This is a genomic window from Sphingopyxis sp. GC21 (assembly GCF_025727575.1).
Classification (GTDB): domain Bacteria; phylum Pseudomonadota; class Alphaproteobacteria; order Sphingomonadales; family Sphingomonadaceae; genus Sphingopyxis; species Sphingopyxis terrae_A.
This window is the reverse complement of record NZ_CP095845.1, coordinates 1361475-1381440: the sequence shown is the minus strand read 5'-3', so window position 1 is coordinate 1381440 and position 19966 is coordinate 1361475. Positions and strand designations below refer to the sequence as shown.

General features: G+C 63.8%; 18 protein-coding genes and 1 tRNA gene. 10 read left to right on the top strand and 9 right to left on the bottom strand.

Features of this window, described 5'->3' with window-relative positions; genetic code table 11:
* Nucleotide 1: 1 nt before the first annotated feature.
* Together MU856_RS06600 and MU856_RS06595 are read right to left on the bottom strand one after the other, a co-directional pair.
* Nucleotides 2–994, bottom strand: a complete 993-nt coding sequence (locus tag MU856_RS06600) for a hypothetical protein (RefSeq protein ID WP_263588629.1) — start codon at nucleotides 992–994, stop codon at nucleotides 2–4.
* Nucleotides 995–1408: 414 nt separating this feature from the next.
* Nucleotides 1409–1498: transfer RNA gene (locus MU856_RS06595), tRNA-Ser, on the bottom strand.
* Nucleotides 1499–1724: 226 nt separating this feature from the next.
* On the opposite strand from MU856_RS06595, the gene MU856_RS06590 reads away from it, so the two are divergent.
* The 10 genes from MU856_RS06590 (at nucleotide 1725) to mazG (ending at nucleotide 10728) form a co-directional block, all read left to right on the top strand.
* Nucleotides 1725–2717 (top strand): lytic transglycosylase domain-containing protein, encoded by a 993-nt coding sequence (locus MU856_RS06590; RefSeq protein ID WP_263588628.1) that lies wholly within the window; start codon nucleotides 1725–1727, stop codon nucleotides 2715–2717.
* Complete coding sequence (locus tag MU856_RS06585) at nucleotides 2701–3711, top strand: septal ring lytic transglycosylase RlpA family protein (RefSeq protein ID WP_263588627.1); 1011 nt, start codon at nucleotides 2701–2703, stop codon at nucleotides 3709–3711. Before MU856_RS06590 ends, MU856_RS06585 begins: the two co-directional genes overlap by 17 nt.
* Before the next feature lie 3 nt (nucleotides 3712–3714).
* Nucleotides 3715–4941: a D-alanyl-D-alanine carboxypeptidase family protein gene (locus MU856_RS06580; RefSeq protein WP_263588626.1), complete on the top strand. Its 1227-nt coding sequence runs from the start codon at nucleotides 3715–3717 to the stop codon at nucleotides 4939–4941.
* Complete coding sequence (tmk, locus tag MU856_RS06575; RefSeq protein ID WP_062902446.1) at nucleotides 4938–5564, top strand: dTMP kinase; 627 nt, start codon at nucleotides 4938–4940, stop codon at nucleotides 5562–5564. Before MU856_RS06580 ends, tmk begins: the two co-directional genes overlap by 4 nt.
* On the top strand, nucleotides 5552–6544 hold the full coding sequence (locus MU856_RS06570) for a DNA polymerase III subunit delta' (RefSeq protein ID WP_263588625.1): 993 nt from the start codon (nucleotides 5552–5554) through the stop codon (nucleotides 6542–6544). Before tmk ends, MU856_RS06570 begins: the two co-directional genes overlap by 13 nt.
* A 38-nt stretch (nucleotides 6545–6582) precedes the next feature.
* Nucleotides 6583–8151, top strand: coding sequence for a methionine--tRNA ligase (gene metG / locus MU856_RS06565; RefSeq protein ID WP_263588624.1), 1569 nt, complete (start codon nucleotides 6583–6585; stop codon nucleotides 8149–8151).
* A complete protein-coding gene (locus MU856_RS06560; protein WP_062902443.1) occupies nucleotides 8151–8927 on the top strand; it encodes a TatD family hydrolase in 777 nt (258 codons plus the stop codon). Before metG ends, MU856_RS06560 begins: the two co-directional genes overlap by 1 nt.
* Before the next feature lie 13 nt (nucleotides 8928–8940).
* Nucleotides 8941–9705, top strand: coding sequence for an MBL fold metallo-hydrolase (locus tag MU856_RS06555; RefSeq protein WP_062902442.1), 765 nt, complete (start codon nucleotides 8941–8943; stop codon nucleotides 9703–9705).
* A complete protein-coding gene (locus MU856_RS06550; protein WP_156001432.1) occupies nucleotides 9702–9878 on the top strand; it encodes a hypothetical protein in 177 nt (58 codons plus the stop codon). The genes MU856_RS06555 and MU856_RS06550 overlap by 4 nt, the downstream gene beginning before the upstream one ends.
* Nucleotides 9879–9954: 76 nt before the next feature.
* Nucleotides 9955–10728 carry a nucleoside triphosphate pyrophosphohydrolase gene (gene mazG / locus MU856_RS06545; protein WP_263588623.1) on the top strand — a complete coding sequence of 258 codons (774 nt, stop codon included), beginning with the start codon at nucleotides 9955–9957 and terminating at the stop codon, nucleotides 10726–10728.
* Here mazG and hflX read toward each other — a convergent pair.
* The 7 genes from hflX to dusB form a co-directional block, all read right to left on the bottom strand.
* A complete protein-coding gene (hflX, locus tag MU856_RS06540; protein ID WP_062902440.1) occupies nucleotides 10706–12046 on the bottom strand; it encodes a GTPase HflX in 1341 nt (446 codons plus the stop codon). The two genes, mazG and hflX, sit on opposite strands and share 23 nt — an antisense overlap.
* Before the next feature lie 8 nt (nucleotides 12047–12054).
* Nucleotides 12055–12549 carry an RNA chaperone Hfq gene (gene hfq, locus MU856_RS06535; RefSeq protein WP_003051691.1) on the bottom strand — a complete coding sequence of 165 codons (495 nt, stop codon included), beginning with the start codon at nucleotides 12547–12549 and terminating at the stop codon, nucleotides 12055–12057.
* 117 nt (nucleotides 12550–12666) lie between these two features.
* Nucleotides 12667–14046: a sigma-54-dependent transcriptional regulator gene (locus MU856_RS06530; protein ID WP_003051693.1), complete on the bottom strand. Its 1380-nt coding sequence runs from the start codon at nucleotides 14044–14046 to the stop codon at nucleotides 12667–12669.
* A complete protein-coding gene (locus MU856_RS06525; RefSeq protein WP_082819953.1) occupies nucleotides 14036–16327 on the bottom strand; it encodes an ATP-binding protein in 2292 nt (763 codons plus the stop codon). Before MU856_RS06525 ends, MU856_RS06530 begins: the two co-directional genes overlap by 11 nt.
* Nucleotides 16328–16432: 105 nt before the next feature.
* A complete protein-coding gene (ntrC, locus tag MU856_RS06520; protein ID WP_263588622.1) occupies nucleotides 16433–17854 on the bottom strand; it encodes a nitrogen regulation protein NR(I) in 1422 nt (473 codons plus the stop codon).
* Nucleotides 17851–18954, bottom strand: coding sequence for a two-component system sensor histidine kinase NtrB (locus MU856_RS06515; RefSeq protein ID WP_003051703.1), 1104 nt, complete (start codon nucleotides 18952–18954; stop codon nucleotides 17851–17853). The genes ntrC and MU856_RS06515 overlap by 4 nt, the downstream gene beginning before the upstream one ends.
* The gene (gene dusB, locus MU856_RS06510; protein ID WP_263588621.1) at nucleotides 18951–19949 is read right to left on the bottom strand and encodes a tRNA dihydrouridine synthase DusB; all 999 of its coding nucleotides are present in this window, start codon (nucleotides 19947–19949) and stop codon (nucleotides 18951–18953) included. The genes MU856_RS06515 and dusB overlap by 4 nt, the downstream gene beginning before the upstream one ends.
* Nucleotides 19950–19966 lie beyond the last annotated feature (17 nt).

Here is a 19966-nt window from a genome sequence, read left to right as displayed (position 1 = left end):
GCTAGCAGCCGCACCCCCACCTTCCTGTTAAGCTGAGCGTGCCCGAGGTATCTGCGATGTGCAGGCGAGCATTGGAACTGTGGCCGTCCTCGCCCGGCCGAATCTGGCCGTAAGGCGTTATCTGCACGGCTGCGGAGCCGCACGACATTGACACCGGGCCATCGAACATAGCCTGAGTGTCTGGGGCGGGGCAGAGGTGATCTTTGCCGTTGAGACGAAAAAAGGTTAGCCCGTCACCGCCTGCTATCAGCTTTTCTTTCCGCGGCGTTCCGACTGAAAATGAGCATGAACAACCCATGCCAATCTTTTGCCAGTCGGTTTCCTTAATAGTCGCTAGCGTGATTGACGGGGAAGGGCTTGGGCTAGGTGGAGCATTCGACGCGACCGGCTCCGGACGGGCGCTGGCAGAAGGAGGGCTGGGCTTGAACTGCGCATCCGCATCCGCTTCTGTCGCATCCCAAATATTTATCTTATAGTCCAGCGTTTCGGGGGCAAATCCCTCCTCTACCGAAACTGCCCAGCAAGACTGCCAAGTGTAACCGGCCGGAATAATGGTGTCGGCTTGCCGCCACGACGCGCTTTGCACGACATTGTCGGATCGGTTGGGCGGCCGCCCCTCAATCGCAAAGTCCAAATGCCCAATGGTGGTTTTAGAGTTGTTGGTGAAAGCTACTCTGATCGGGTAGTCTGGCGAGCATCTGAAGGGCTTTTCGCCAATTGCGGGGGGTAACTTTGCGGTGCCATCGTCATATTTCGCAGTCGCGCTAATTTGGGTTTTCATTGGTGGGAAGAACGTCGGCTCGATGATCTGCAACCACGCGGCAATGCCCAGCCCGCCAGCGACAAGCAGTATGACCATTGAAAGGATCGCCCGCCAGAGTGTTTCGAGCGCCTTTAGCAGAACGTCGCCAACTGAAACGGGGCGGGACAATGGACCGATGTAGAATGGGCCGTTCCAGATTGCCCGCATTATTCCATTTTTCTCTGCCGCCATCTGTCGCCCCCTACACTAGCCAAGCGTAATTCATGCCCCAGCCAATAGGCAAGCTGTGATCCGGAAACGGTTGGCAGATAATTCTCAGAAAACCGCGCATTTAATCGAATCCGAATGGCCAATCACGTTTGGTTGAGAAGCTGCTACCTCCCGAAACCCTCACAATTCCGCCATTTCAAGCCGCGATTTGTGGCCTACGGCGTGCAGTCTTTTCTAGGTTTCACGGCTGGCACCGGCATGGCTGCCCCAGTGGCATTGCGGAAGATTGTCCCGCGCTGATTGAGAATCGATGAGGAGCGCGCCGGTTGGGTGAATACAGTCGGTTGCATTCACCTCTAGCGTCGGGCCCATCAGGGAACGGTTATGGGAACTGACGCGTGATCTTAAAACTTTATCAATTAAATCAATAATGATTGGCGGACAGGGTGGGATTCGAACCCACGGTGAGCTTGCACCCACGGCGGTTTTCAAGACCGCTGCCTTAAACCACTCGGCCACCTGTCCTTGCGGCGCCGACATAGCGCGGCGGCGGCGCGCGGCAAGCGAAACCTTTGGCGCGCGCGGTGCGAACGGTCCGGCGCGCGAATGACTCGTCCTGTCCCGCCGGCGGCTGGCCAAGGGGGCTGTATCCGTGGCAGACACGCCCTATAGGGTGGGACATATGCACGCTAAACCATTCAGAATCGGACGCCTCCTCGCCCGGATCGGTGTCCTCCTATCCGCATGGACCATGGCGGCTTCGGCACCGCTGCACGCGCAGGCGGCCGATCCCGGCTTCGATACCTATGTCCAGTCGCTATGGCCCAAGGCGCAGGCGCGCGGCGTTTCGCGCGCGACCTTCGACCGGGTTACGAGCGGGCTTCGCTTCAATGCGCGCGTCGTGGCGCTTGATCGCGACAATCTGGGCGCGCCGCCGCGTCCCGATACGCCGATCCCGGCCTTTGCGCCTTACAAGGCGAAGCATGTCGATGCCGCGCGCATCAATGGCGGGCGCCGCGTCCACGACCGCCTGTTGCCGCTACTGTCGCGGATCGAGGAGCGGACGGGCGTCCCAACGAGCATCATGATCGCGATCTTCGGACACGAAACCGCTTATGGGGCGGTAACCGGCAATTTCGACCTGCCCGAAGCGCTGGCGACGCTTGCCTATGAGGGACGCCGCCGCAGCCTGTTCGAACCCGAATTCATTGCGACGCTCGAAATGGTCGAAAAGGGCGTTCCGCGCGACGTCCTGAAGGGCAGTTGGGCGGGCGCGTTCGGCTATCCCCAATTCCTCCCCTCGGTCTATCTCAAGGTTGCCGAGGACGGCGACGGCGACGGCGTTGCCCGCATCTGGTCGAGCGAGGCCGACGCGGTCGAGTCGATCGGTTCCTACCTGCGCCGGGCAGGCTGGCATGCGGGCGAACCATGGGGCGTTGCCGTACGCGTTCCCGACGGCTTCGACCGTTCGGCAATGGAAACCCGGCTCGAGCCGACACGCTGCCCGCGCGTTTTCGCCCGCTACAGCCGCTGGCGGTCGATGGCTGAATGGCGCGCCGCCGGGTTCCAGCCAGTGAGCGGACGCTGGCCGGCGGACCATATTCAGGCGACCTTGCTCGAACCCGACGGCCCTGGAAAGACCGCCTATTTGCTGACCGGTAATTATCGTGCGATACTCGACTATAATTGTTCGAACTTTTACGCACTTTCTGTGGGGTTGCTGGCGGATGAAATCGATCGTTAGGGGCGGGGGCGCGGCCACGCTGGTCGCAGGAACGGCATTGGCGCTGGCGGCATGCGGCAGCTTTGACGGCAAGAGCAATACGGCGGTCGCCGCTGCGCCCGCGACGGCACCTGCCGACAATGGCGTATCGGACGTGCCGGTGAAACTCGGCGATCCCTATACCATCGCGGGCACGACCTACACGCCCGCGGATGTCGCCGATTATGACGATGTCGGCTATGCAAGCTGGTATGGTGAAGAAGCGGCGGGCAAGCCGACCGCCAATGGCGAGATATACAACCCCGACGGTATCAGCGCGGCGCACAAGACGCTGCCGTTGCCCAGCTATGTCGAGGTAACGGCGCTCGATACCGGGCGAACGATATTGGTTCGTGTCAACGATCGCGGACCCATGAGCAACGACCGGCTGATCGACCTTTCGCGCGGCGCCGCCGCACAGCTCGGGCTGACCGATGCGGTGAGCGCGGTTCGCGTGCGCCGGACCAATCCGCCCGCCGCCGAGCGCGCGCAGCTTCGCGCTGGCAGGCCGGTACCCGAGCGGCTGGCAACGCCCGAATCGCTGCTGTCGATCCTGCGGACCAAGATCAAGCAGGTGCCCGTGCCCAAAGCGGCGGCCGCCACGGTTCCCGATCAACCGGCGCCGCCGACGGCATCGGCTCAGGCCAAACCTGGCGACGACCGGATGGCGGTAACCAGCAGCAAAGAGCCCGAACCTTCCAAGCCGGCCCCGGCGGCCAAGCCGGCTACACCCGAAAAGAAAGCGGAACCGGCACCCAAAGCGGTTGCGGGAAGCTTCGTCGTTCAGGTCGGCGCGTTTAGCAGCGAAGCGCGGGCCAATGTCGCAGCGAAATCGGTCGGCGGCCATGTCGACAAAGCCGGCAAATTGTGGCGCGTCCGCATGGGGCCCTTTGCCAGTGACGGCGAAGCAAAAGCCGCACAGGACAAGGCGAAAGCCAAAGGCTTCCGCGACGCGACCGTCCTGCGCGACCGCTAAGCCGTGCAGCGTCGCAACGGAATCGCGCGTGCTATAGGCGCCGGACTGGCGGTAACGGCGCTTGCAAGCACCTTTCCGGCGGCTTCGGCGGGGAATGACAAGCCGAAGCCGGGCGCAGTGAGCAGGCCGCTCTACGTAACCGAAGCGCCGATCGTGATGTTGAAGGATCTCGATTCGGGCGCGATCCTTTTTTCCCGCGGCGCGGGCAAACGCTTCGCGCCGGCCTCGATGGCCAAGGTGATGACCGCCTATGTCGTGCTCGACCTGATCAAGCGCGGCGAGTTGTCGCGCGACAAGGTCTTCACGATCAGCGAAGCGACCTGGCGCAAATGGAACGGCAGCAACGGCGGGTCGACGATGTTCCTGCGCGCCGGCGAGAAGATTTCGGTCGATGAATTGCTCAAGGGCCTGATCACCGTGTCGGGGAACGACGCAGCCGCGGCGCTGGCGGTCGGGATCGATGGCAGCGAAGCCGATTTCGTCAAGCGAATGAATGCGATGGCGGCCAAAATCGGCATGACGTCGAGCAAGTTCGGAACGCCGAACGGCTGGCCCGATGGCGGCGTGACCAAGGTAAGCGCTGCCGATCTTATCACGCTGGCGGACCGGCTGATCCGCGACCATCCCGATGGTTATGCACGCTATTTTTCGATCCCGCGCTTGCAGCATGGCGTGTCGCCAGAAGGCAAGCCGATCGTCCAGCCGAACCGCAACCCCATTCTGGGGCGCTTTGCCGGGGCCGACGGCCTCAAGACCGGCCACACCGCTGAAGCGGGCTATTGCTTTCTCGGTTCGGCAAAGCGCGATGGCCGGCGCCTGATTATGGTGGTCGCGGGCATGAAGAGTGAAAAGGCGCGGCGCGACGAGGCCGAACGGCTGATGCGCTGGGGCTTCGACGCTTGGGAAGGCCGCGAACTGGTGCCCGCGGGCACCAAGATCGGGGCGGTCGAGGTGCAACGCGGCGCACGGCCGAGCGTGATGGCCGAAGCCGGTATTGCGGTCCGAATGACGGTTCCCAAGAGCTATGCCGGCGACTATCGCGCCGCGATGCAGAGCCGCAGCCCGCAAAACGCCCCGATCGAACGCGGCACTCCGATCGCGCGTCTGATCGTGACGCCCGACGGCCTGCCGCCGCAAACCACGCCATTGCTGGCGGCGAAGGACGTGGCGCCGGTCGATGGCGTCTGGACACGTCTGCGCAGCGGATTTTATCGGCTCGCCGGGCGATGAGGGGGCGTTTCATCACGCTCGAGGGCGGCGAAGGGGTTGGCAAATCGACGCAGATCCGCGCGCTGGCCGCGGCGCTTGACGAACGCGGGATCGACGTCGTCGCGACGCGCGAACCGGGCGGTAGCACTGGTGCCGAGGCGATCCGCGCGCTGTTGATGGAGGGGGACGACGATCGGTGGGACGCGCGTAGCGAAGCGCTGCTCTTCGCCGCCGCGCGCGCCGATCATGTCGCGCGCACGATCCGGCCCGCGCTCGAACGTGGCGCCTGGGTGCTATGCGATCGCTTTGTCGATTCAACCCGCGCCTATCAGGGGGCGGGAGGCGGGATCACCGATGCCGACATCATGATGCTGCACGGCTTCGGCTCGCTTGGCCTGTTGCCCGACCGGACCTTCCTCCTGACCGTTTCCGCGGCAGAGGCGCGCCGGCGACTGACGGCGCGCGATGCCGGCGGCGCCGATCGCATGGGCAGCAAGCCCGCCGATTATCAGGCCCGGCTCGCCGCGCGCTTTGCGGAGATCGCAGCGGCGGAGCCGCTACGCTGGCGCCTTGTCGACGCCGATGCGCCAGCAACCGCCGTTACCGCGGCCCTGTTGTCGGAGCTTGCCGAATGGCTGCCATGATCGGCCATCACGACGCCGAGAAGGCCTTTCTTGAGCCCTGGACAAGCGGCCGCCTCCACCACGCTTGGCTGCTCGCCGGGCCGCAGGGGATGGGGAAGGGCGCCTTTGCCGCACGGGTCACCCGCTTTCTGGTCACGCACGGCCGGGCGGGCGAGGGAGGGACGCCGCTGTCGCTCGACGATCCCGGTGATGAGCAGGCGGGCAGGCTCGTTTCGGCGGGGAATCACCCCGAGATCATCCATCTGACGCGGCAGGTGAAGGACAAGAGCAAGGATCTCGCGCGCAACATCACGATCGATCAAGTGCGCGGCATGATCCGCCGCCTGCATCTGTCGCTATCGCTCGGCGCGTGGCGCGTCGTTGTCATCGATGCGGTGGACGATCTGGAAACCGACGGCGCCAATGCGCTGCTCAAGACGCTCGAAGAGCCGCCGACGCAAACCTTGTTCCTGCTCGTCAGTCACTCGCCGGGACGCCTGCTGCCCACGATCCGGTCACGCTGCCGAATCCTGCGTTTTCAACCCGTTGAGCGTGACGTCATGACGGCGTGGCTGCACGACCTGCGCCCGATGCTTGACATGGCCGAGGTGCGCGCGATCGTCGTGGCGTCGGGCGGGGTTCCCGGCAAGGCGCTGGCGCTCATCGACAGCGACGTCGCGGTCATGGAAAAGAAACTGCTGGCGATCGCGACCGGCGGTGATCGCGACAACCGGCTACGCGAAGCGTTGGCGCGCGAAGTCGGCGGCACCAGCAACCGGGCGCGGCTCGAATTGGTGATCGACATCGTGCCGGGCCTGCTGGCACGGCTGGCGCGCGAACGCCCGCTGGGAGAGATCGCACCGGTGCTCGGTCAATGGGACCGCATCCAGCGGACGGTGCGCGATGCGGTGCGCGGGTCATATGACGGGGCGATGGTGGGGTTCGAGATCGGCAACTGCCTCGCCGAACTCGCGCCGCGCGGCGGGCAGGCGGCACGCTGACGCTTTCCCTTGGCCGCGCCAGCGGCTAAGGCGCGCGCATGTCCGAACCATTTTATATCACCACCGCCATCAGCTATCCCAACGGCCGTCCGCATATCGGTCACGCCTACGAGGCCATCGCGACCGACGTGATGGCGCGCTTCCAGCGGATGCGCGGCCGCGACGTGCGCCTGATCACCGGTACCGACGAACATGGGCTGAAAATGTATCAGACCGCGCGCGACCAAGGCCGTGCGACGATCGATCTTGCCGACGAAATGTCGGGATATTTCCGTGAGATGTATGGAAAACTGAATATCAGCTATGACAATTTCATGCGCACGTCGGACCCGGCGCACCATCGCGCATCGCAGGCGATCTGGCGGGCGATGGAAGCCAATGGCGACCTCTACCTCGACCGCTATGAAGGCTGGTATTCGGTTCGCGACGAAGCTTTCTATGATGAAAGTGAACTGACCGACGGGGAGGGGGGCGTTCGCCTGTCGCCGCAGGGGACGCCGGTCGAATGGACCGTCGAGGAAAGCTGGTTCTTCCGCCTGTCGGCCTATCAGGACCGTTTGCTCGCGCTCTATAAAGACAATCCCGACTTCATCCGCCCCGAAAGCCGCCGCAACGAGGTGCTGCGCTTCGTCGAGGGCGGATTAAAGGATCTGTCGGTATCGCGCACGAGTTTCGATTGGGGCGTCCCGGTGCCGGGCAGCCCCGGGCATGTGATGTATGTCTGGGTCGACGCGCTCACGACCTATTTGTCGGGCATTGGCTATCCTGACATGGACGGCGATTTTGTACGATTCTGGCCGGCGAACATTCATATGATCGGCAAGGATATCGTTCGTTTTCATACTGTTTACTGGCCGGCCTTCCTGATGAGTGCCGGTCTGCCGCTTCCGCGCCAGGTGTTCGGTCACGGCTTTCTGCTCAACCGCGGCGAGAAGATGTCGAAATCGCTCGGCAACGTTGTCGATCCGATGACGCTCGCCGAACAGTTCGGCGTCGATGCGCTGCGCTATTATCTGCTCCGCGAAGTCAGCTTTGGGCAGGACGGCAGCTATTCGGCCGAAGCGATCGTGCGCACCGCGAATGCCGACCTCGCCAACAGCTTCGGCAATCTTGCGCAGCGCAGCTTGTCGATGATTTTCAAGAATTTGGACGGCGAGATTTCGAACGATTACTCTCCGAGTGAGGAGGATTTGGCTCTTAGGAGCGCCGTTCGCGACGCCGCAGTAAATTTGCTTCCTCGTGAGTTTGAAGAGCTGTCATTTTCTGTCGGCATTGAGGAATGGCTCCGCGCAGTTTTTGCCTGCAACCAGTATGTTGATACGCAGGCCCCGTGGGCGCTGCGCAAGACCAATCCAGAACGGATGCGTGCTGTGCTGATGACTCTCTTTCGGGCTATTCGCACACTCGCGATTGCGATCCGTCCGGTGGTGCCGTCCGCGGCTGACGCGCTGCTCAACCAGATGGGAATCGCCGACGATGCGCGCGACTTCGCCGCGCTTGCCGACACCGAATGGTTTGCGAAGCTTGCTGCCAGCGGTTTTGCGGTCGGCCAGCCGGTTCCTATCTTTCCACGCCTTGAACTGCCCGAAGGGGAAGGGGAGGCCTGATGCTCGTCGATTCGCACTGCCACCTCAATTACAAGGGGCTTGCCGAGCAGCAGGGTGAAGTGCTGGAGCGCGCGCGGGCGCGCGGCGTCACCGCGATGCTCAACATCGCAACGCGCGAGAGCGAGTGGGACGACGTCCTGGCTGCTGCCGAAGCCAATACCGATGTATGGGCTAGCGTCGGCATCCATCCGCACGATGCCGATCATCATCCCGATGTCGACACCGCCAAGCTGGTCGAGCGCGCCGCGCATCCGCGCGTGATCGGGATCGGCGAGACGGGGCTCGACTATTATTACGACAAGAGCGATCGCGTGCGGCAACAGGAAAGTTTTCGCCGCCATATCCACGCATCGCAGCAGACCGGCCTGCCGATCATAGTCCACACCCGCGATGCCGAAGCCGACACGCTGGCGCTGCTCGGCGAAGAGATGGAAAGGGCGTCTTACACCGGTGTGATTCATTGCTTCACCGCGAGCGACGACTTCGCCAAAGCGGCGCTCGACCTTGGGCTGTTCATCTCGATCTCGGGGATCGTGACGTTCAAAAATGCCGCCGATCTTCAGGCCACGGCAAAATGGCTGCCGCAGGACAGGCTGCTGATCGAAACCGATTCCCCCTTCCTTGCCCCCGTCCCGCATCGCGGCAAGACCGGCGAGCCGGCCTTTGTGGCCGATACGCTGGCTTTTCTGGCCGACCTGCGCGGCGATGATCGCGAAGCGCTGGCAGCGGCGACAAGCGCGAATTTCTACGCGCTTTTCAACAAGGCGGCGCCATGACGTCACACGCGCCATGAAGGTTCGCATTCTAGGGTGCGGTACCTCTTCCGGGGTACCGCGGATCGGTAACGACTGGGGGCAATGCGACCCCGACAATCCGCGGAACCTGCGCAGCCGGGCCTCGATCATGATTTCGCTCGGCGGATACCGGCTGATCGTCGATACCAGCCCCGACATGCGCCTGCAACTGCTCGACGCCGGGATCGGCGAGGTCGATGGGGTGATATGGACCCACGAACATGCCGATCATACGCACGGCCTCGACGATTTGCGTCAGATCATGCATCTGCGCGGTTCGGCCGTGCCGGCCTACGCCCGCGCGCATGTTCTGGATATTCTGAAATGGCGCTTCACCTATGCCTTTGCCGGCAACGCAGGCTATCCGGCATCGGTCGATCCGATCGAACTGGCCGATCATCAGTGGATCGGACCGATCGAAGTTTCGGCACTCGAAATGCCGCACGGCCCGATAAAGGCCAGCGGCCTGATCTTCAGCGACGGTGCGCACAAGATCGGATATGCGACGGATTTTTCACGATTTACGGAGGAAATGGTCGATTTCTTCCAGGGGGTCGACTTGTTCGTGATCGACGCGCTCCGCCGCTATCCGCACCCCACGCATCCGCATCTCGCGATGACGCTCGAAGGGCTCGCCAAGGTCGGCCAGCCGCGGGCCATTATCACGCATATGGACAATACGATGGATTATGACGATCTGGCCGGCGAGCTGCCTGACGGCGTCGAGCCTGGGTACGACGGGCTGGAGGTGGAATTGTGAACGGCGATACCACGGTGCAGATGATCTGGTTCGTCGGGGCCTTTGCGCTGGTCTTGAGCTCGCTCGCGGCCAGACGGCTCAATCTGGCCGACGGGCTGAAGATGGCGCTCGCGTGGGTGGCGATCTTTGCGCTCGTATTTCTCGTCGTCCGGACGTGGCAGCTTTTTGCCTGACAATTCAACGAGAGGGGGGCAAACGGGCCTCCCCGTTATATTGAATTTAACATAATATATATTATCGGATAATCTTATGTCGAATACGCCTTCGCTGTCCCCCATCGATCGACTGCTCGCGATCATGCGTCAGTTGCGCAATCCCGATGGTGGGTGTGAGTGGGATTTGGCGCAGGACTTCACAACGATCTCACCTTACACGATCGAGGAAGCCTATGAGGTTGCCGACGCCATAGCCTCCGGATCGCCCGATGCGATTTGCGACGAGCTTGGAGATTTGCTGCTCCAGGTCGTTTTTCATGCCCAGATCGCTACCGACAAAGGCCTGTTCGGGTTCGACGACGTCGCCAATGCGATCAGCGACAAGATGGAACGGCGCCACCCGCATATCTTCGGCGATGCAACGACGCATGACGTTCGCCAGCAATGGGAACAGATCAAGGCGGCCGAGCGCAGCGTCGACGGCGCCAAAAGCGTGCTCGACGGCGTGGCGTTGTCACTGCCGGCGCTGCTGCGCGCGCAAAAGCTGCAAGGCCGCGCTGCGCGGGCGGGATTCGACTGGCCCGATGCCGGCGGACCGCGCGCCAAGATCGCCGAAGAACTGGAAGAAGTCGAAACGGCCCCCGACGACGCAGCGCGTGCGGAGGAAGTCGGCGACCTGCTCTTCGCGGTCGTGAACTATGCGCGGCACCTCGGCGTCGATGCCGAAAGCGCACTCCGTGACGCCAACGCCAAGTTCGCGCGCCGCTTCATGGCCGTCGAAGCACGCGCCGGCGCCGACATGGCGGATATGCCGCTCGATGCGCTCGAAGCGCATTGGCAGGCGGTCAAGGCTTCGGAAAAACCTTAGCCGGCCAGAGGCGATGGAAGCGGGCCTGGTCGGCGGGATCGAGCCGAACGGTGAGCACATGCCCCTCACCCTCTGCTTTGTTGTCGAGCACTTCGCCGCGGGCGTGGAGCCAGGCAAGCGCCTCCCCTTCGTCAAAGCCGAGAAAAATCTGCTGTATTTCGTGGCCTTCGGTTAACCGCGCCGCCATCAGCGTCCGCGCCGCCTCGACGCCCTCACCCGTGAAGGCCGAAATGACCGCGACGTCGCTGCGCCGTGCGGCGATCTCGACGATCTCGGCGCGCCGATCGGGAGCCGCGGTGTCGATCTTGTTCCAGATTTCGATCTGCGGAATCGGGTCGACGGCGTCCTCCCCTTCCCCGTCCTGCGGCCCATTGACCCCGAGCGAGTCGAGGATCGCCTTGACGTCGTCATATTGCGCGTCGCTGTCGGGATGGACGATGTCGCGGACATGGACGATCAGATCGGCCGTCGTCACTTCCTCTAGCGTTGCGCGGAAGGCGGCGACGAGTTCGGTCGGAAGGTCGGAGACGAAGCCGACCGTGTCGGAGAGAATTGCCTTGTCGATCCCCGGCAGACGGATTTCGCGCATCGTCGGATCAAGCGTCGCGAACAGCATATCTTCCGCCATGACGTCACTTCCCGTCAGGCGGTTGAAAAGCGTCGATTTTCCGGCGTTGGTATAGCCGACGAGCGCGACGACGGGCCAAGGTGCCCGCTGCCGCTTGGCGCGTTGGAGTTGGCGCGTGCGCCGCGCATCGTCGAGCTGGCGGCGGATGCGCGCCATACGATTGCGGATCATCCGGCGGTCGGCCTCGATCTGCGTCTCGCCTGGGCCGCCGAGGAAGCCGAAGCCGCCGCGCTGGCGCTCGAGGTGGGTCCAGCTTCGCACCAGCCGTCCCGCCTGATAGTCGAGATGTGCTAGTTCGACCTGCAACCGCCCCTCGGCGGTCGCGGCGCGCTCACCAAATATCTCGAGGATCAGGCCGGTGCGATCGATCACCTTCGTTCCGAAGGCGGTTTCCAGATTGCGCTGCTGGATCGCGGTCAGCGCGGCATCGACGATGACAAGTTGCACGTCGTGCGCCGCAATCGCGGGCTTGATAGCCTCGATCTGACCGACGCCGATCAGCGTCGCCGCGCGCGTCTGGCGGAGGCGCAGCGGATGCGCTGCCACCACCTTCAGACCGATCGCGACCGCGAGCCCCTTTGCTTCCGCGACACGCGCGTCGAGATCGCGCGACAGGCGCTGGCCGTGCCATTCGGGCACGACAAGCAGCGCGGGCGCACCGCGCGTTACCTCTTCGGCGCTATCGGACATCGGGTCGATCAGGCGTCGCCGTCGGCTTCGCCATTGTCGGTCAGATTGATCGGGCCGTTGGGCTGAACCGTCGAAATGGCGTGCTTGTAGACAAGCTGCACCTGGCGTTCGCGTTCGAGCAGCATGCAGAACAGATCGAAGGCGACGATATCGCCCTGCAGCATGACGCCGTTGACAAGGAACATCGTCACCGACTCTTCGGAACGGCGCACCGCATTCAGGAAAACGTCCTGAAGCGCCTTGCCCTTGGCGGTGGGAACTTCGCGCACATCGGCGCCGAGCGAGGCCAGGTCGAAATCATGCGACGGCATGATCGTCGAGATCGCGTGCTTGTACACGAGCTGCGACTGGCCGTCGCGGCGGAGCAAGAGCGAGAAATTGTCGAACCAGGTGATTATTCCCTGCAGCTTCACGCCCTTGACGAGAAACATCGTTACCGGGGTCTTGCTGCGACGCAGAGCGTTGAGAAAAAGATCCTGAAGATTCTGGTTTTTATCGGACACATTTGCCTCCTGTTTTTGGCGGCCGAGCCGCGGGTTCGATGCGCCGACGATGAGCCCCTTGTCGTCTTCGCAGCCGCAATATGCGGCAAAGAGCGGATCAGGTCTAGGGTAAAGCCACTACCCTTCGCCGTCCTGATTCTCGGTCAATCCCAACAGCTTCAGCTTTCTATGGAGAGCCGAACGCTCCATCCCGATAAAGGCTGCGGTGCGCGAGATATTTCCCGAGAAGCGATTGATCTGGATGCGCAGATATTCGCGTTCGAAATTCTCGCGCGCCTCCTTGAGCGGAATCGCGGTGATCGATTCGCTGTTGGGCAGAATATCGGTGCCGCCGCGGACCAGTTCGGAGGGCAGCATATCGGCATCGATCCGGCCGAGCCGATCGCTCGGCGCGAGGATCATCACCCGCTCGATCACGTTGCGCAATTCGCGCACGTTGCCGGGCCATTCATGCGCCTGGAGCGCCGCCATCGCCTCCGAACTGATCTCGGGCGGTGGCACGCGCCGTTCGGCGGCATAACGGCCGACGAAATGGTCGCAGAGGCTCGCAATATCGTCGCGCCGCTCGCGCAGCGGCGGAATATGCACGGGCACGACGTTGAGGCGGTAATAGAGATCTTCGCGAAAGCGCCCTTCGGCGATTTCGCTCATCAAGTCGCGCGCGGTGCCCGAAATGATGCGCACATCGACGCGGATCATCGTTCGCCCACCGACACGCGTGAAGCTCTGGTCGGTCAGGACGCGCAAGATCTTGCCCTGCGTCGTCAGCGGCATGTCGGCGACTTCGTCGAGGAAGAGCGTCCCGCCATGCGCCTGTTCGAGCAGACCGACGCGGATCGCCCCGTCGTCGCTTTCCGACCCGAACAATTCGATCTCGACCGTTTCGGGGTCCATCCGGGCCGACGAGATGACGCGGAACGGCGCATTCTGTCGCCCGCTCCAGCCATGGAGGACGCGCGCCGCAACCTCCTTGCCGACGCCGGGAGCGCCGGTGACGAGCACCCGGCTGCCGGTTCCCGCCACGCGTTTCAGCGTCGCGCGGACATTGTTGATTGCGGTGCTGCTGCCCGTGAGTTCGTCGGCGGGACCGGCCTTTTCGCGAAGCTGTTCATATTCGAACTTCAGCCGTTCGCTTTCGGTCGCGCGCGCGACGAGGTGCAACAGACGCTCGGCCTCGAACGGCTTTTCGATGAAGTCGTAGGCGCCGCGGCGGATCGCCGCGACGGCGGTGTCGAGACCGCCATGGCCCGAAATGACGATGATCGGCAGCGTCGGGTCGAATTCCTTGATCGCCTCGACCAGCCCCAATCCGTCGAGCCGCGACCCCTGCAGCCACACGTCGACCAGCGCGAGCGACGGGCGCCGCTGGCGGATCGCTTCGAGCGCGGCATCGCTGTCGGAAGCGGTGCGCGCTTCATAGCCTTCGTCTTCCATGACGCCGGCGACCAGTTCGCAAATGTCGCGTTCGTCGTCGACGATCAAAATATCAAGCGCCATGTTCTTCTCTGTCCTGCCGGTTTCTGATGCGCCCCGGCACCGATTCAATCTGCCCTGTTGGAACTCCCCCGCCCTTGCCCGCCAATGGCCGCAGGCGATCGGCGTGCAGCGTCAGCGTGACCTGCGTCCCCCGCCCTTCCGGATTATCCGAAAATTCAAGCTCGCCATAATGTTGCTCGACGATCTTCTTGACGATCGCAAGGCCGAGCCCCGTCCCGCCCTGCCGCGTGGTCATATAGGGTTCAGCGATCGCGTCGCGCGCCTCGGGCAGCCCGATGCCATCATCGGTGACGCGGATGACCACCGCATCCTGCGGGCCGATGTCGAGTTCGGCGCGGATATGGCCCGAAACCGGGCCATCCGATTTTTTCGTATTTTCCTCGATGGCCTCAACCGCATTTTTGACGATGTTCGTAAGCGCTTGCGATAGCAGGCGGCGGTCGCAGACGAGCGGCTCGATCTCGTTCGGCGTCTTGACGCTGAATATGATGTCGGGCTTCGCGACCTCGAACAGGAACACCGCCTGACGCAGGATGTCGCGGATATCCTCGACCCCGAAGGTGGGCTTCGGCATTCGCGCAAAGCTGGAAAATTCGTCGACCATGCGGCGCATATCGTGGACCTGCCGCACGATGGTGTCGGTCAGCTTGCGGAAGGTTGCGGCATCGCCCTCGACCTTTTCACCGAAGCGGCGCTGCAAGCGTTCGGCGGCGAGCTGGATCGGGGTCAGTGGATTCTTGATTTCATGCGCAATGCGGCGCGCGACGTCGGACCAGGCGGCGCGGCGCTGATCGAGCAGCTGCTGAGTGATGTCCTCGAAGCTCAGCACGAAGCCGTCGCCTTGCGCGACCGCCTTGGCCGCGAGCGTCGCGGGTTCGGCATCGCGGCGGGCCAGCTGAACGATCCCTTCCTGCTCCCCGCCGCTCAGGAGCGCGGCCAGTTCGGGCGCGACATCGCCGAGGGGTCGCCCGGTCAAGGTCTCGGCGCTTTGCCCGATCAGGCTTTCGGCGGCGGCATTGGCGAGAAGAATGTGATGCTGCGCATCGACCGAGACGACCGCCGAGGAGACGCCGCTCAGCACTGCCTCGATAAAGCTGCGCCGCGTTTCGAGCTGCTCATTGACGTTGACGAGCGCGCTCGTCTGCCCCTCAAGCTGCTCGGTCATGCGGTTGAAGGCGCGCGTCAGCACGGCAATCTCGTCGTCGCGGGCCGGCGGCGTGACGCGCACCGACAGATCGCCCCTCGCCGCGGTGCGCGTCGCGACGATCAATGTGCCGAGCGGCCGCGTGATGCGGTCGGCGACAACGATCGCAGCGACAACTGCAAGCGCGAGCAACAGAAGCGAGCCGAGATAGAGCGCGCCGTTGAACTGGAGCTGGAGCTGCTGCGATCGCTGGAACAGATCGTTATAGTCGGCGAGCACGGTGCTGGCGCGCATCGACTGTTGGAACCCCGGCACATTGGCGTCGCGCGACGCATAGACATAAGCCCGCGGCTGGCGCGGAAGTTTTGTCACGGCTTCGATGCGGTCGGGCTGAACATTCACGACGACCTGTTCGCCGGCGTCGAGGCGTTTGACCGTCGCAGGCGTCAGGCGGCTTTCGACTGCGCGTTTGTCGGGGTCGATCATCGCGGCCGTGCGCGGAATGCCGTCGGTTCCGATCTCGATGATCGCGGATTCGTTCAGGCTGCGCACCACAACCTGCTGGAAATAATAGTCGGAAAATTCGGGACTATCGATCGCAACGCGGCCGAGTTGGTCGCTCAAATCCTTAGCCATTGCGAAGGTGTTGGCGCTGACTTCGCGCTGATTTTCCTGATAATATCCCTGCGCCAGACTGGCGGCATTTTCGAACATGCCGCGCGAGCGGTCCGAGAACCAGAAATCGACCCCGAACTGGAACAGCAGCGAGGCGAAGATCACCACGAGCAGCGTCGGCGTTGCAGCGATCAAGGAAAACAGCGCCACGAGACGCACATGCAGCCGCCCGTTGCCGCCGTCCATCGTGCGTTCGGCGCGCGCACGGGCCACGCGGCTGCCGATCAGCACGATCAGCGCCATCGCGGGAACGAGATTGGCGACCATGATCGCCGCGACGAGTGCCGGGGTCAGCAAACGCTCGCTCTGCGCGTCGCCGGTGACGAAGATATAGGTGCCGATCGCAACACTCGCGATCAGGGCGAGCGTATAATATTCGGGCGCGCCGAACCGCCACCAGCCGCTCCGCGCGTCCGTATCACCGGGTTCGCCGTCAAGAGCCGAGGGGAAAGGCTGCGTCATTGTGGCTGCGATACGACAATCCTGTTGCATAGAAAACACACAATATGCGCCGGCGCGCCGATAAGTGTGCTTTTCCGGTCAACGGGAGCGCGTGCGATGCGGCGCCTAGGGATGCGCGGGATCGATGTCGAGTTGCCCCAATCGCTTGCGCAGCGTGTTGCGGTTGATCCCGAGCCGTCGGGCTGCCTCGAGCTGGTTGCCGCGCACTTCGCGCAGCACGCGGCGGAACAACGCGGCTTCGACGATGGCTTCGAGGTCGCTGTGGATGGCGCCGTCGCCGTCGGTACCCGCCAGCCGTTCGCGCACCCAATCGTCGACCGCGTGCGCGATCAGGTCCGCCGGCGCGGTGAAGGCGGGCGCCATGCCGCCGCTTTCGCGCAGCACCGTCTCGACATCGCGGGCGGTGACGACGGTGTCGCGCGCCAGAATGGCGAGACGCTGGACGACATTGCCGAGTTCGCGAACATTGCCTGGCCAGTCGTGGCGTTCGAGTAACTGCATCGCCTCGGGCGCGAATTCGCGGTCGGGCAGCCCCGACTGGCGCCCGGTATCGACGAAATGGCGGACGAGCGCGGCGATGTCGCTGCGCCGGTCGCGCAGCGGCGGCAGGCTGACCGGAATGACGTTGAGGCGATAGAAAAGATCTTCGCGGAAGCGCCCCTCGGCGACGAGGCTGCGCATCTCGCGGTGGGTCGCGGCGACGACGCGGACATCGGCTTTCAGCGCCTGACTGCCGCCGACGGTCGAATATTCGTTGGTTTGCAGGACGCGCAGCAGCCGCGTCTGTGCCTCGAGCGGCATGTCGCCGATTTCGTCGAGGAACAGGGTGCCGCCCGACGCCTGTTCGAACCGCCCGGCGCTTCGGCTGTGTGCGCCGGTGAAGGCGCCCTTTTCGTGGCCGAACAATTCGGCCTCGATCAGTTCGCGCGGAATCGCGGCCATGTTGATCGCGACGAAGGGGCCATTGCGGCGCAGGCCCGTTGCATGGATCGCGCGTGCGACGACCTCCTTGCCCGTCCCCGATTCGCCGAGGATCAGGACAGCAAGGTCGTTCGAGGCGAGCCGCGCGATGGTGCGATATACCGCCTGCATCGCCGGGGCGCGGCCGATCAGTCCGTGGCTGTCGGTTTCGGCCGCATCGACCTTGGCGAGCGGTTGCCGGCCCCGTGCCAAGGCGGCGCGGACGCTGGCGGTCAACTCCTCGAGATCGAAGGGCTTGGGCAGATAGTCGTAGCTACCGATCCCCTGCGCGCGGACCGCGGTGTCGAGCGTGTTCTGGGCCGACAGGACGATGACCGGCGTTTCGGGCGCCACGCCCGCGCGGGGCAGCGAATCGATGCCGTCGCCGTCGGGCAGGACGACGTCGGTGATGATGAGGTCGGGGCGATGATCGGCGAGCCAGGCGTTGCGCTCGGCGATGCTGCCGACCGCGGCGAACAGCGCGCATTCGTCGCCCAGCGTCTCGCGGATGATGAGCGAGATCGCGGGATCGTCCTCGACCAGCAGGATCGTCTTGTCGATGGTCATGGCCGCGGCTCCTTGCGCGCGGACGGCTGCGCTGCGGGCAGATTGACGCGAAAGCGCGTCCACTCGCCATCGCGGACATGCTGGACGGTGCCGCCCATGTCGCGCGCGAGCTTCGCGACGAGCGCGAGACCGAGCCCCCTGCCCTCGCGCTTTGTCGTGACGAACGGGTCGAAGAGGTCATCGCGGATGTCGGCGGGGACGCCGGGACCGTTATCGCTGACGCTGACCTCGATCGGCAGCGCGATGCGGCCGCGACCGTCACCATTGTCGATCGACAGCCCGTGGCGATAGGCGGTGGCGATGCGGATGACGCCATCGTCACGCCCGCCGAGCGCCTCGCCGGCATTGGTGACGAGGTTCAGCAATATCTGGACCATGGCGTCATGGTTGCCCTGCACCATCGGCAGCGACGGGTCGAAATCCTCCGAAAAGCGCACCCCGGGCAATTGCCGCGCCCGCACCGCCTCCAGCGCCTGATGGATCGGCTGATAGAGGTTGATCGGCGCGCAGGCGATCGGCTGCCCGCGCGAAAAATGCTCCATCTGGTCGATCAGCGTCGTGATCCGGTCGACCTCGGCGCAGATCAGCGTCGTGAAGCGCTCGCCGCTTGCATCGGTCTTGCGCGCGAGAAGCTGCGCGGCGCCCTTGATCCCGGCGAGCGGATTCTTGATTTCGTGCGCCAGCATGGAAGCGGCGGCCCCCGCCGCACGGCCCGACCGTCCGATCGCGCCGCCCATCAGTTCGGCTTCGCTTTGCGACGGAACGAGCGCGAGGATGCGGTGTCCGTTGCTGCCATAGGGCACCATCTGCATATCGACGAAGATCGACTTGCCGCCGCCGATGCGGATTTCGGCGCGATGGGCGAACAATGCCGAGGTGTCGGGATCGTTCATGCGCTGACGATAGCCGCGGTCCATGCCGATGACGTCATAGACGACGCGCCCGACCATCGCCGAGCGGCTGATATTGCAAAGCTGCTCGGCGGCCGCGTTAACGAACAGGACGACGGCCCCGCGGTCGATCAGCAGCGTCGCGACCGGATGCGACTGGATGATTTCGTCATGGTCGAACGTCGGGATGCTCGACGTCAACGCGCTCACGCAGCCGCCTTGCTCAGATAGGGCGCGTAAAATTCCTCGAGCGCATCGAGTACGCCCTTGCTGTCGGGGATCTGGTTGACGCGGTTGCGGAATTCCGCCGAACCGTGGAGCCCCTTTACATACCAGCCGAGATGCTTGCGCGCCATATTGACGCCGGTCATTTCGCCATAATGGTCGATCATCGCCCGATAATGCGATGTAATGACGTCATATTGTTCATCGATGCCAGGGTCGGGGCGCTCGCCCTCGCCGCGCAGCGCCGCCATCACCTGCCCCAGCAACCACGGCCGGCCATAGGCGCCGCGGCCGATCATCACGCCATCGGCGCCGCTCTGATCGAGCGCGGAGCGCGCATCGTCGACCGAACAGATGTCGCCATTGACGATCACCGGGATCGATACTGCATCCTTGACCCGGCGCACGAAGGCCCAGTCGGCGCTGCCGCGATACATCTGATTGCGCGTGCGGCCGTGGACGGTCACCAGTTTCGCGCCTAGATCCTCTGCGATATGCGCGAGTTCGGGGGCGTTGAGGCTGTCATGGTCCCAGCCCATGCGCATCTTGACCGTCACCGGCACGCTGACCGCCTTGACGCAGGCTTCGATCAGCGCCGCAGCCAGCTTGAGATCGCGCATCAGCGCCGATCCAGCATCGCCGTTGGTGACCTTGCGCACCGGACAGCCCATGTTGATGTCGATGATCGCCGCGCCGCGCTCTTCATTGAGCTTCGCGGCCTCGCCCATTTCATAAGGCGTGCACCCGACAAGCTGCATCGAAACGGGTTCCTCGACCGGATCCCAGGCAGCTTTCTGGATCGATTGCCGCGTCTCACGGATCGCGGCCTGGCTCGCGATCATCTCCGTGACGTTGAGCCCCGAGCCGTAATAGCGGACGATCTTGCGGAACGGCAGATCAGTGACGCCTGTCATCGGCGCGAGGACCACGGGATCCGCGATGGTAATATTGCCGATCTGGATGGGCCGGAGCGGCGCCATAACGGGGAGCTTTCGTT